This is a genomic window from Streptomyces sp. NPDC003943 (assembly GCF_053605265.1).
This window is the reverse complement of sequence record NZ_JBSGIW010000029.1, coordinates 62,050-73,501: the sequence shown is the minus strand read 5'-3', so window position 1 is coordinate 73,501 and position 11,452 is coordinate 62,050. Positions and strand designations below refer to the sequence as shown.

At 73.7% G+C, this 11,452-nt stretch carries 13 protein-coding genes; 5 read left to right on the top strand and 8 right to left on the bottom strand.

Annotated elements, in window-relative coordinates; genetic code table 11:
- Positions 1-218: 218 nt before the first annotated feature.
- The 3 genes from ACWEV0_RS15105 to ACWEV0_RS15095 are packed head-to-tail and all read right to left on the bottom strand — an operon-like array spanning position 219 to position 1,292.
- Positions 219-578, bottom strand: a complete 360-nt coding sequence (locus ACWEV0_RS15105) for a hypothetical protein (protein ID WP_453149723.1) — start codon at positions 576-578, stop codon at positions 219-221.
- A gap of 6 nt (positions 579-584) precedes the next feature.
- Positions 585-776 carry a hypothetical protein gene (locus ACWEV0_RS15100; RefSeq protein ID WP_453149722.1) on the bottom strand — a complete coding sequence of 64 codons (192 nt, stop codon included), beginning with the start codon at positions 774-776 and terminating at the stop codon, positions 585-587.
- A gap of 57 nt (positions 777-833) precedes the next feature.
- Positions 834-1,292: an Asp23/Gls24 family envelope stress response protein gene (locus ACWEV0_RS15095; RefSeq protein ID WP_453149721.1), complete on the bottom strand. Its 459-nt coding sequence runs from the start codon at positions 1,290-1,292 to the stop codon at positions 834-836.
- A 93-nt stretch (positions 1,293-1,385) separates the two neighbouring features.
- Here ACWEV0_RS15095 and ACWEV0_RS15090 point away from each other — a divergent pair, with 93 nt between their 5' ends.
- A complete protein-coding gene (locus ACWEV0_RS15090) occupies positions 1,386-2,039 on the top strand; it encodes a hypothetical protein (RefSeq protein WP_453149720.1) in 654 nt (217 codons plus the stop codon).
- Positions 2,040-2,150: 111 nt separating this feature from the next.
- On the opposite strand, the gene ACWEV0_RS15085 is transcribed toward ACWEV0_RS15090, so the two are convergent.
- The 3 genes from ACWEV0_RS15085 to ACWEV0_RS15075 all read right to left on the bottom strand — a co-directional run bounded on the left by ACWEV0_RS15085 (position 2,151) and on the right by ACWEV0_RS15075 (position 5,265).
- The gene (locus tag ACWEV0_RS15085) at positions 2,151-2,960 is read right to left on the bottom strand and encodes an enoyl-CoA hydratase/isomerase family protein (protein WP_453149719.1); all 810 of its coding nucleotides are present in this window, start codon (positions 2,958-2,960) and stop codon (positions 2,151-2,153) included.
- 142 nt (positions 2,961-3,102) lie between these two features.
- Positions 3,103-3,324: a helix-turn-helix domain-containing protein gene (locus ACWEV0_RS15080; RefSeq protein WP_006123601.1), complete on the bottom strand. Its 222-nt coding sequence runs from the start codon at positions 3,322-3,324 to the stop codon at positions 3,103-3,105.
- Between the two features lie 342 nt (positions 3,325-3,666).
- On the bottom strand, positions 3,667-5,265 hold the full coding sequence (locus ACWEV0_RS15075) for an ABC-F family ATP-binding cassette domain-containing protein (protein ID WP_453149718.1): 1,599 nt from the start codon (positions 5,263-5,265) through the stop codon (positions 3,667-3,669).
- A gap of 218 nt (positions 5,266-5,483) precedes the next feature.
- Between ACWEV0_RS15075 and ypfJ the strand changes: the two genes are divergently transcribed.
- Both ypfJ and ACWEV0_RS15065 read left to right on the top strand, forming a co-directional pair.
- Positions 5,484-6,374 carry a KPN_02809 family neutral zinc metallopeptidase gene (gene ypfJ / locus ACWEV0_RS15070; protein ID WP_453149717.1) on the top strand — a complete coding sequence of 297 codons (891 nt, stop codon included), beginning with the start codon at positions 5,484-5,486 and terminating at the stop codon, positions 6,372-6,374.
- Between the two features lie 33 nt (positions 6,375-6,407).
- Complete coding sequence (locus tag ACWEV0_RS15065; protein ID WP_453149716.1) at positions 6,408-6,809, top strand: VOC family protein; 402 nt, start codon at positions 6,408-6,410, stop codon at positions 6,807-6,809.
- Positions 6,810-6,827: 18 nt separating this feature from the next.
- On the opposite strand, the gene ACWEV0_RS15060 is transcribed toward ACWEV0_RS15065, so the two are convergent.
- Entirely contained in the window at positions 6,828-8,216 is a 1,389-nt protein-coding gene (locus ACWEV0_RS15060) for a hypothetical protein (RefSeq protein WP_453149715.1), read from the bottom strand.
- A gap of 154 nt (positions 8,217-8,370) precedes the next feature.
- Complete coding sequence (locus ACWEV0_RS15055) at positions 8,371-9,498, bottom strand: alpha/beta hydrolase (protein ID WP_453149714.1); 1,128 nt, start codon at positions 9,496-9,498, stop codon at positions 8,371-8,373.
- Positions 9,499-9,858: 360 nt separating this feature from the next.
- Between ACWEV0_RS15055 and ACWEV0_RS15050 the strand changes: the two genes are divergently transcribed.
- Both ACWEV0_RS15050 and ACWEV0_RS15045 read left to right on the top strand, forming a co-directional pair.
- Positions 9,859-11,130 carry an anion permease gene (locus ACWEV0_RS15050; protein WP_453149713.1) on the top strand — a complete coding sequence of 424 codons (1,272 nt, stop codon included), beginning with the start codon at positions 9,859-9,861 and terminating at the stop codon, positions 11,128-11,130.
- 28 nt (positions 11,131-11,158) lie between these two features.
- Positions 11,159-11,380 carry a hypothetical protein gene (locus ACWEV0_RS15045; protein ID WP_453149712.1) on the top strand — a complete coding sequence of 74 codons (222 nt, stop codon included), beginning with the start codon at positions 11,159-11,161 and terminating at the stop codon, positions 11,378-11,380.
- Positions 11,381-11,452 lie beyond the last annotated feature (72 nt).

Here is an 11,452-nt window from a genome sequence, read left to right as displayed (position 1 = left end):
GGCGCCAGGGCCAGGGCCGGGGCCTGAGCCGGGCCGGGTGCCGTCGGCACCCGGCGCGCTTGCGCCACCGGGTTCGGGACCGGGTTCGGGACCGCGTTCGGGCCCGCGGCCCGTCCCGGGCGGGGCGCCCGGCTCCGGTCCGCTGTGCGGGCCCGGTTCTCGGCCGGCGTCCGAGCCGGGCACGGGGCCCCGCTCGGCGGACGGTTCGTGTGGCTCGGTCATTTCAACCGCTCCCGTTTGTGGCCGTGCGCGGTGTGCGCGGAGTGGAGGCGCTCCACGTGCACGTCGACCTCGTGGACCGCGATGCCGGCCAGGGTCTCCACACGGTGGCGGACACGGCCGCGGACGGCACCGCACTGGCGGCCGATGTCGGTGGGGTAGTCGAGTTCGAGGCTCACCGAGACATGCGCGATGTCACGGTGGACGACCACCGAGGCGTGCGGCGGCGAGCCGTCCTTGGGGACGGCGTCGATCGCCTCGCGCGCCGCCCGGGCGGCGATCTTCGCGACGACCCGGTCGGCGATCGTGGTGGCGCCCCGGGCGGCCGCCCCGACCGGCTCGTTGACCAGTGCCGGCACCCGGGGTCACCGCCGCCGCTCGCCGCGCTCGCGGCCCCGGAAGAGGTCGCCGGGTTCCAGGTCCCCGTCGGCGAACCGGCCGACCACGAAGCCGATCGCGCCCAGTGCCGCGACCAGGAGAAACGCGCCGAAGCCGCCGAAGTATCCGGCGAACCCCAGCGCCATGCCGGCCACCAGGCCGACCGCAGCCATGCTCATGCTGAGCCCTTGCCTTTCCGCTCGCGCTTTCCGCGTACGCCGGCCGTCCGGGCCCGGCTACTGGAGCCTCGACTCCGGCTCCTCTTCCTCCTCGTCCGGCACCTTGACGTCGCTGACGGCGATGTTCACCTCGACGACCTCCAGGCTGGTCATCCGCTCGACGGCGGCGATGACGTTCTCCCGGACTGCGCCCGCGACATCGGCGATGGAGACGCCGTACTCGACGACGATCTCCAGGTCGAGCGCGGTCTGCACCTCGCCGACCTCGGCCTTCACCCCGCGGGTGACGGACGTCGCCTTGCCCCCGCCGGGGACGCGGTCCCGCATGGCGCCGAGGGTGCGGGAGAGGCCACTGCCCATCGCGTGGACGCCGACGACGTCCCGCGCGGCGAGTCCGGCGATCTTCTCGACGACCCCGTCGGCGATCGTGGTGCGCCCGCGGGTGGCGGGGTCGCCACCGCCGCGCTTGATCACCGGGGTCTGGGTCTTCTGGTCGGTGCGCGTGCTCTCAGTCATAGCCGCCTGTCCCTTCCGTCACCATTTCCCCTCTTTCGCTCACACTAAGGGCGCTTGCCCGGTCTCGCGCCGGGAATGCGGCAGGCTGGAGCAATGACGACGGCTGAGATGTGGCGCGTGACGGAACGGCTGCTGCCGCTCGGCGACGCGACGGACGGTGTGTGGATCGCGGAGCGGGCGGTACAGGCGGTGCTGACGGAGGCGGCGCGGGAGGTGCGGGGCGTGGTGCCGGACCGGCCGCGCTTCCGGCTCGTGGGCGAGGCGGCGGATTCGCCCTTCCCGGTACCGCCGGGCGGGCTGCCGCCCGGGGATCTGCGCCTCACGCTGGACTTCGCGGCGACGGGGGGCCGCCCGCTGCCGCAGCTGGCGGCGAGACTGCGGGTCGCGCTCCTCGACGTGGCGGAGCGGACGCTCGGCCTCGCCGTGACCGAGGTGGACCTGCGGGTGACGGAGCTGCTCGACGAGCCTCCCGGGCCGACGGCCGACACTGCGCCGTCCGGGCGAACCTCGCCCCCGGCACCCGACGACCCGGCCGCGCTCGCCGCCCTCGCGGTCCCGGGCGTGGCCGCGCTCACGGACGCCTTCGGCCCGGCGCTCCAGCACGGTCCGGGGGGCGGGCTCCGCATCGAGGTGGCGGTGACGGCGGGCCGTCGCGCCCTCGACGTGGCGCGGGCGGCCCGTACGGCCGTGACCGCCGCCGCCCCTGGGGCGACGACGGTCACGGTGGTGGTCTCCGAGCTGAGGTGAGCCGCGCGGAGCCGAGCCGCGTCGGGCCCAGGTCAGTCGCCCAGGCCCGCCAGGGCGTGCAGCCGAGCGGAGCCGAACCCGGCCCGCGCCCGGGTCCGCGCCGGGCCCGGGTCAGTCGCCCAGGCCCGCCAGGTCGCGCAGCCGGCGCGCCTGCGCCGCGCGCTCGGCGACGCGCTGCTCCTCGTACGAACGCCCGGAGACGCCCTGGAGCAGCGCCTTGGTCTCGATCGTCGCGGAGCGCGGCGCGGCGAGCAGGGCGGCGCTCAGGTCCCGTACGGCGGCGTCGAGTTCGGCCACCGGCACGGCGATGTTGGCGAGGCCGATGCGCTCGGCCTCCTCGGCGTGGACGAAGCGCCCGGTCGCGCAGATCTCCAGCGCGCGGGCGTAGCCGACCAGCGAGACGAGCGGGTGCGTCCCGGTCAGGTCCGGGACGAGCCCCAGGCTGGTCTCGCGCATCGCGAACTGCACGTCGTCGGCGACGACCCTCAGGTCACACGCCAGGGCCAGCTGGAAGCCGGCCCCGATGGCGTGGCCCTGGACGGCCGCGATCGACACGATGTCGCTGCGGCGCCACCAGGTGAACGCCTCCTGGTACTCGGCGATGGTCGCGTCGAGGTCCTCGTCGCCGCCGCGCGCCAGGTCGATGAAGGACGGCTCTCCGTCGAAGCCCTCGGGCGTGAACGCCTGCCGGTCGAGGCCGGCGGAGAAGGACTTGCCCTCGCCGCGCAGGACCACGATCCGCACGCTGCCCGGCAGCGACCGCCCCGCTTCCGTCAACGCCCGCCACAGAGCGGGAGACTGGGCGTTGCGCTTCGCCGGGTTGGTCAGGGTCACCGTGGCAACGGCGTCCTCGACGGTGAGCCGTACACCGTCCTTGTCGAAAACGAGCTCAGTGTGCTCGGAGTCGTCGAGCGTAGTCATGGGGCGCCTCCCGGTTACGGTGCAGCACTGCATCCGTCACTGCATCCGATGCTAAGTGACTGCACAGTAACCACCCGGTCGACCGCACGGCCGACCGGGTGGCCACCGAGAGACCCGGTGGACCGGTCGAGCCGCCCCGATGTCAGGCCGAGGCCGCCTTCTTGCCCCGTGTCGCTCCGCCGCGTCCGCGCAGCGTGACTCCGGACTCGCTGAGCATCCGGTGGACGAATCCGTAGGAGCGGCCGGTTTCCTCGGCCAGCGCCCGGATGCTCGCACCGGAGTCGTACTTCTTCTTCAGGTCTGCCGCGAGCTTGTCGCGCGCGGCGCCGGTCACCCGGCTGCCCTTCTTCAGAGTCTCGGCCACCCGTGCCTCCTCATGGGAAGTGCGCTCTGGACTTCTCATGATCACCCCTCCCGTGCGTCCTGGCCACCCATTCGACAAGGTCCGTGCCATTCGCTTGCGCCGGGCGGCACACACCGTCACGACCGGAATTGATCATTCCGACGGGCTCGCGGATCGCCCGGAAGCCGTTCCGGCCGGGAAGTACCAGGTCAGCGGCGCGCCCTACGGGAAAACGCCGCGCGGGCCCTGGCGGAAGGATTCCGCAGGGCCCGCGCAGGGGGTATGAGACGCACTCACTCAGATGATGGATCACCCATGAGCCGAATGATCCAGCCCGGCATGATCCCCACCGGGTCCAGTGGGTCAGGCCAGGGCGACCAGGTCCGCGTAGTCGGCGCCCCACAGGTCCTCGACACCGTCGGGCAGCAGGATGATCCGCTCCGGGTCGAGCGCCTCGACCGCGCCCTCGTCGTGGGTGACCAGCACGACCGCGCCCTTGTACGTGCGCAGCGCGCCCAGGATCTCCTCGCGGCTGGCCGGGTCCAGGTTGTTGGTGGGCTCGTCGAGGAGCAGCACGTTCGCCGAGGAGACGACCAGGGTCGCGAGCGCGAGCCGGGTCTTCTCGCCGCCGGAGAGCACGCCGGCCGGCTTGTCGACGTCGTCACCGGAGAAGAGGAAGGAGCCGAGCACCTTGCGCACCTCGACGAGGTCGAGGTCGGGCGCGGCGGAGCGCATGTTCTCCAGGACCGAGCGCTCCGGGTCGAGGGTCTCGTGCTCCTGGGCGTAGTAGCCGAGCTTGAGGCCGTGGCCGGGGGTGACCTCGCCGGTGTCGGGCTGCTCGACGCCGCCGAGCAGCCGGAGCAGCGTCGTCTTGCCGGCGCCGTTGAGGCCGAGGATGACGACCCGGGAGCCCTTGTCGATGGCCAGGTTCACATCGGTGAAGATCTCGAGGGAGCCGTACGACTTGGACAGGCCCTCCGCCGTGAGCGGGGTCTTGCCGCAGGGCGCGGGCTCCGGGAAGCGCAGCTTGGCGACCTTGTCGGAGACCCGGACGGCCTCCAGGCCGGACAGCAGGCGCTCGGCGCGCTTGGCCATGTTCTGCGCGGCGACGGTCTTGGTGGCCTTGGCGCGCATCTTGTCGGCCTGCGAGTTGAGCGCGGCGGCCTTCTTCTCGGCGTTCTGGCGCTCGCGCTTGCGACGCTTCTCGTCGGCCTCGCGCTGCTGCTGGTAGAGCTTCCAGCCCATGTTGTAGACGTCGATCGTGGAGCGGTTGGCGTCCAGGTAGAACACCTTGTTCACCACGGTCTCGACGAGGTCCACGTCGTGGGAGATGACGATGAAGCCGCCGCGGTACGTCTTCAGGTAGTCGCGCAGCCAGACGATCGAGTCGGCGTCGAGGTGGTTCGTCGGCTCGTCGAGGAGCAGGGTGTCGGCGTCCGAGAAGAGGATGCGGGCGAGCTCGATGCGGCGGCGCTGACCACCGGAGAGGGTGTGCAGCGGCTGGCCGAGCACCCGGTCGGGCAGCCCGAGGGCGGCGGCGATGGTGGACGCCTCGGCCTCGGCCGCGTAACCGCCCTTGGTGAGGAACTCGGTCTCCTGGCGCTCGTACTGCCGCAGGGCCTTCTCGCGGGTGGCGCCGCTGCCGGTGGCGATGCGCTCCTCGTTCTGCCGCATCTTGCGGATCAGCACGTCGAGGCCGCGGGCCGACAGGATCCGGTCGCGGGCGAGGACGTCGAGGTCGCCGGTGCGTGGGTCCTGCGGGAGGTAGCCGACCTCGCCGGAGCGGCTGATGGTGCCGCCGGCGGGCTGCCCCTCGCCCGCGAGGCACTTGGTGAGGGTGGTCTTGCCCGCTCCGTTGCGGCCGACGAGGCCGATGCGGTCGCCCTTGGCGACGCGGAAGGAAGCGGACTCGATGAGGACGCGGGCGCCGGCGCGCAGCTCGATGCCGGAAGCGGTGATCACGGACAGACTCCAGGGCGGTGGGAAACGGCGGAAGGGCGGCTGGGCGGAGCTTCGACGCCGCTAATGCACGGGGAGAATGGCCATGCGGCAAGTCTAACGGGCACTTGCAACTGCTTTTCGGCCACGCGACATACCTCACATGCCCCATAAAAGGGGTGCAGTCCGGCGGATCCGCTGATACTCGGCAGAAACGCGGCGGGCGGGCGGAGGGCGGTGGCATGCAGTTCGACGACGACGCCGATCTGGACACCTCGGAGGTCAAGGACGTCCGGGGTGGGCGTATTCCCGGCGGCGGGGCCACCATCGGCGGCGGGATCATCGGTTTCGTGGCGCTCGTCCTGGGCCTGTTCTTCGGTGTGGGGCCCGAACAGCTGGGGCTCTCCGACGGCGGTGACGAGCCGGGCGCGGCCTCGTCGCCGGCCTCCCAGGTCGCCCAGACCTGCAAGAAGGGCTCGGACGCCAACACCCGCGAGGACTGCCGGATCGTGGCGGTCGTCAACAGCGTGCAGGACTTCTGGCGGAGCGAGTACGCGCGGCGCGGCGCGCGGTACGGGAGCGCCTCCACCGTCGTGTTCAGCCGCCAGGTCCCGACCGCGTGCGGCACGGCGAACTCGGCGGTCGGCCCCTTCTACTGCCCGGGCGACCGGCAGGTCTATCTGGACCTGGGCTTCTTCGACGAGCTGCGCACCAGGTTCGGTGCGACGGGCGGACCCTTCGCGCAGGCGTACGTGGTGGCGCACGAGTACGGCCACCACGTGCAGGACCTGATGGGCACCCTGGCCCGCGCCCAGGACGGCCGGACCGGCGCGGACTCCGGCGCGGTCAGGGTGGAGCTCCAGGCCGACTGCTACGCGGGGGTGTGGGCGCGGCACGCGACGACCACGCCCGACGACCGGACCGGCCGGCCGCTGCTCACCCGGCTCACCGAAGAGGACATCCGCGACGGCCTGGACGCCGCGGCGGCGGTCGGCGACGACCGGATCCAGGAGCGCTTCCAGGGCCGGGTGTCGCCGGAGAGCTGGACGCACGGCTCGGCGGCCCAACGGCAGCAGTGGTTCTCCACGGGCTACAGCACCGGCGACATGGCGCGCTGCGACACCTTCCGGTGACGCGGAGCCCCGAACGGAAAGGAAACGATCACGATGACGGACGCACCCGACATCTGCCCGACCCTGCTCTACAAGGACGCGAAGGCGGCCGTCGCCCGGCTCACCGAGGCGTTCGGCTTCACCGCGGACGCCGTGTTCGAGGACGAGGACGGCCGGGTGATGCACGCCGAGCTGTCCTACGGCAACGGGACGGTGATGCTCGGCAGCAGGGGCACCGGCAGCGCCTTCGACAGGGCGATGGCGGACGCGGGCCCGGTCGGGGTGTACGTCCGCGTCGCCGACGTGGACGCGCACCACGAACGGGCGGTCGCGGCCGGCACGGAGATCGTGATGCCGCCGACCGACCAGGACTACGGCGCCCGGGACTACATGGCCCGGGACGCCGAGGGCAACGTCTGGAGCTTCGGGACGTACGCCCCCGGCGACGCCGGGTAGGCCACGCCGCAGGGCCCGTCAGGCCCCGCCCGTGTGGACCTGGAAGGCGGCGCGGCGGACCGCCTTGGCGAGGGCCGGGTCGGGGTGGGCGGCGGCGAGGGCGACCAGGACCTGGACGGTGCGGGGGTGGCCGACGGCGCGGACCTCGTCGAGCAGGGCGGGGACGGTGCCCTGGACGGCGGAGTCGAGGTGGCGGACGAGCAGGTCGCTCTCGCCGTGGTCGGCGACGGCGGCCGCGGTGTCCACCCACAGCCAGGTGGCCTCCTCGCGGGTGAGCACCTCGGGGGCCTCGTCCGGGTCGGCGCCCTCGTACTCGGCGAGCCAGAGCAGCGCGTACGGGCGCAGGGAGGGTTCCGCGAGGGCGGCGCGCACCTCGGGCTCGGCCGGGGCGCCGACGACCCGCAGCGCCTCGAAGGCGAGTCCGCGCAGCAGGGCGTCCTCGCCGCGGGCGACGGCGATCAGCTCGGCGACGGCGCTGGACAGCGTGCGGGCGGCGAGCCAGGCGCGGTACTCGTCGCGGGCCGGGCCGGGGGTGAGCCGGGCGCAGCCGCGGAGCATGTCCTCGGCGGACTGCTCGATGTTCCCGGCCGGGCTCTGGGCGGCGACGCAGATCTGCTCCAGCTTGACCCAGACCGCCCAGTTGCCGAGCGGGGTGAGGGTGGCCTGGCCGCCGTCCGGGCCGTCGCCGAGGGTGAGGGCGCCGACGTCGGCGAGGCCCGCGAGGGCCCAGTCGAGCAGCGCGGGCAGGCCCTCGGCGGCCGGGACCGGCTCGGGCACGGCGCCGGCGGCGGGCACCTCGCAGCGCTCCTCGCGGAGTTCGGCGACGCGCTGGCGCAGCAGGTCGAGCAGGCCGGTCACGGGGACGGGCCCGGCGGACAGCTGGAGCAGTGAGAGCACCTGGGGGACGGCCTCGACGACCTCGGCGACGGCGCCGGGCGCCACGCCCCCGGGCTCCGGGTGCGCGAGCGACCAGGCGTCGAAGAGGGCGACCCAGCCGCGCAGCACGGCGGAGTCGTCGCGGTCCCACGCCGTCAGCCGCCAGCCGGGTCGGGCGGTGCCGCCGTGCAGCTCGACGAGCCCGGCGAGCCGGGCACGGTCCCAGCCGGCCTGGACCTGTCCGGGGGTCAGGTCCAGTGCGGCGGCGGCCCGTTCGGCGTCGGGGAGTGCGGGGAGTGCCGTCTCGGCCCGCCCGGCCGCGGCCCAGCGGGCGATCCGCACCGCGTCGGCGAGCACCGTCCGCGCCTGCAGGGCCAGTTCCGCGCGGGGCGGGGTCCCCTCGGGCGGCCGGGGCGCCGGGCGGGTGCGCCGGGTCGTCACGGCCTTGCGCGCGGTGGCGAGCGGCCGCGGACGGACGAGTCGGAGTCTGGAGTTGCGCGCCAATGGTTCATCGGGCTTTCGAGACGTCACGGGGGCAGTCTTCCCGTTGACGGCCCGAAAGCCCAATCGGAATGCGCAACGCCGCCGTTAGGACCGTCCCCGGGCCCGGGATTCCGGGCCGGAGGGCGTACGGAGGTCCCGGCGGCGCGGTGGACCAGCGGGTCTCGGCTTGTCGGGACAGGCCCTAGACCAGCGGGGTCAGGAAGCGGCGCAGGGCCTCCTCGTAGCGGACCGGGTCCGCGTTCCACATGGCGGCGTGCGGGGCGTCGCGGACCGTGCTGAGGGTGACGAGCTCGGGGCGGAGCTCGGCGAGCCGGCGCGAGCGGTCCCAGGGGGCGAGGGTGTCGTCCGGGCCGTGGAAGAGCAGCGTCGGCACGCGCAGCCCGTGCGGGTCGGCGGCCTCCTGGAGGCGGTCGCCGTGGTGCCCGGTACGGCCCTGGGCGGCGCGCACGGCGAGCGGGATCAGCGGGGCGGGGACGCGGTGGGCGGCGGCCAGGTTGCGCAGGGTGGCCTCCCAGTCGAGGACCGGGGAGTCGAGGACGAGGCCGCGGATCCGGTCGCGCACGCCGGAGCTCTCGGCGGCGTGCAGGGCCATGGCGGCGCCCGTGCCCCAGCCGAGCAGGACGACGCCGGTGGCGCCGCGCCGTACGGCGTAGCGGATGGCGGCGTCGAGGTCACGCCACTCGGCGTCGCCGAGGTGCCCGAGCCCGTCGGCGGCCTCGGGCGCGCCGGCGTCGCCGCGGTAGGCGGGGACGAGGACCGGGACGCGCCGGCGGTGCAGGAAGGGGACCAGGTTGAGCGCGTGCTCGCGGGTGGTGCCGAGGCCGTGCAGGGCGATCACCCAGGTGGTGCGCGGCCCGGGCACGAGCCAGGCGGGCAGGCTGCCGAGCTCGCCGGGGATCTCGACGTCCTCGTAGGGCAGGCCGAGGGCGGTCCCGGGGGTGCCGCAGTGCAGCTGCGGGGTGAGCCGGACCCGGACGCCGGGGGCGAGCGTGCCGAGCTCGACCCGTTCGAGCCGGCGCACCACGGTGTCGGCGGTGTGCGGGACCCGGTCGAGCACGGGGCCGACGACGGCGTGCAGCCCGTCGGCCTCGATCCCGTACGTGCCGGGGCGCAGCGCGGCGAGGCTGCGGGTGAGGCTGATCCGCTCCGGGCCGGTGCCGTGCACGGTGAGTCTGGGCTCGCCCGGGAAGGGGCGACCGGACGGCACGCCGAGGGCGGCGTCGCTGGCGTAGCGGCCGGCCACGACGGCGGCCGCGCCGAGCCCGAGCAGGGTGGTGACGGCCGCTGCCGTCGCGGTAACGGGGCGCACGGTCCCAGTGTCGGCAGCCCGCCCGCGCCCTGCCACCCGGCGGGGGCTCGCCGGGCTCCTTCGAGTGACATGGGTCTCGTCCGCCGGGTCCTCCGTGCGGCTGACGGTTGCCACAGCGGTCCCACGGGGCGATACGACGCGGGGGTGACGGAAGCTACGCGCGTTGCGTCAGGCCCGGAACGGCACGGTTTACCCGGGGTTGCACGGTGACCGCATCGTGGACAGCGCGCCCGCCGGACCCGTAAGCGGAATCCCCTGACCCCGGAACGGGACACCACTGCGCCCGACCCAGTTCATCTTCCGTTCACCCAGGTTGCTTACGTTCGACGAGCCACTGACGTCGAACGATTGCCTGGGTAAATGGAACACATCACGCTGCTGCTCGCCATTGTGGTCGTGACAGCTCTAGTGTTCGATTTCACGAACGGTTTCCACGACACCGCCAACGCGATGGCCACGACCATCTCGACCGGTGCACTCAAGCCCAAGACGGCGGTGGCCATGTCCGCCGTGCTGAACCTGGTCGGCGCGTTCCTCTCGGTGGAGGTCGCCAAGACGATCTCCAAGGGGCTCGTCAACGAGACGGGCATCCAGCCCGAAGTCATCCTCGCCGCGCTCGTCGGCGCGATCCTCTGGAACCTGGTGACCTGGCTGGTCGGACTGCCGTCCAGCTCCTCGCACGCCCTGATGGGCGGCCTCATCGGCGCGACCGTCGCCTCGATCGGCTTCGGCGGCGTCAACGGCGAGAGCGTCGTCACCAAGGTCCTCATCCCGGCGGTCGCCGCCCCGATCGTCGCCGGCATCGCCGCGACGCTCGGCACCCGCCTGACGTACGTCATCGGCAAGGGCAAGAACGGCAAGGCCCAGGAGAAGGGCTACCGGGCCGGCCAGATCGCCTCCGCCGGTCTCGTCTCCCTCGCCCACGGCACCAACGACGCCCAGAAGACCATGGGCATCATCACCCTCGCCCTGGTCGCCGGCGGCGTCCTGGCCCCCGGCTCCAACCCGCCGGCCTGGGTCATCGTCTCCGCCGGTACGGCCATCGCGCTCGGCACCTTCCTCGGCGGCTGGCGCATCATCCGCACCATGGGCAAGGGCCTCACCGACCTCCAGCCGCAGCAGGGCTTCGCCGCCCAGACCAGCGCCGCGACGGTCATCCTGGCCTCCTCCCACCTGGGCTTCTCCCTCTCCACCACGCACGCCGTCTCCGGCTCCGTCATGGGCGCGGGCCTGGGCCGCAAGGGCGGCGTCGTCCGCTGGTCGACCGCCACCCGCATGTTCGTCGCCTGGGGCCTGACCCTGCCGGCCGCCGGCCTGGTCGGCGCGGGTGCCGAGTTCGTCGCCCGGCAGGGCCAGTGGGGCGTCTACGTCGTCGCGGCCTTCCTGGTCGCCTCCTGCGTCGGCATCTGGCTCGTCTCCCGCCGCCAGGTCGTCGACCACACCAACGTCAACGACGTCGAGACCGCGGCCGAGGCCGAGAGCGCGGGCGTCGTGACCACCGCCATCGCGGCCGTCACCCCGCCGCCGGCCGGCTCCGTCGCCGCCGTCGCGGACGAGGACCTGAAGGCCACCATCCCCGCCCCGAACCCCGCGGACCCGGCCGCTCCGGCCGCCCCCGCCGCCGCGGTCTGACGGATCTCACGGAACTGGAAGCACGGACATGAAGATCGACTGGGCAGCTCTCGGCTCCGTCTTCGGAGTCAGCCTCGTGGTGACCGTCGCCCTCGTGGGCTTCTTCACCCTCGGCGTCGCCGGCCTCTCCAAGCAGGAGGAGGCCACGGCCAACGGCGGCTCGGCCCCGCTGGCCCGCACCGGCGCCTACGCCTGCTTCGCGCTCTGCGCGGCGGCCGTGGCGTACGGCATCTACCTGATCGTCGCCTGACGCGCACGATCCCGGACCCACCGGCCGGGCGGCCCGCAGCACACCTGCGGACCGCCCGGCCGCTTTGTGTGT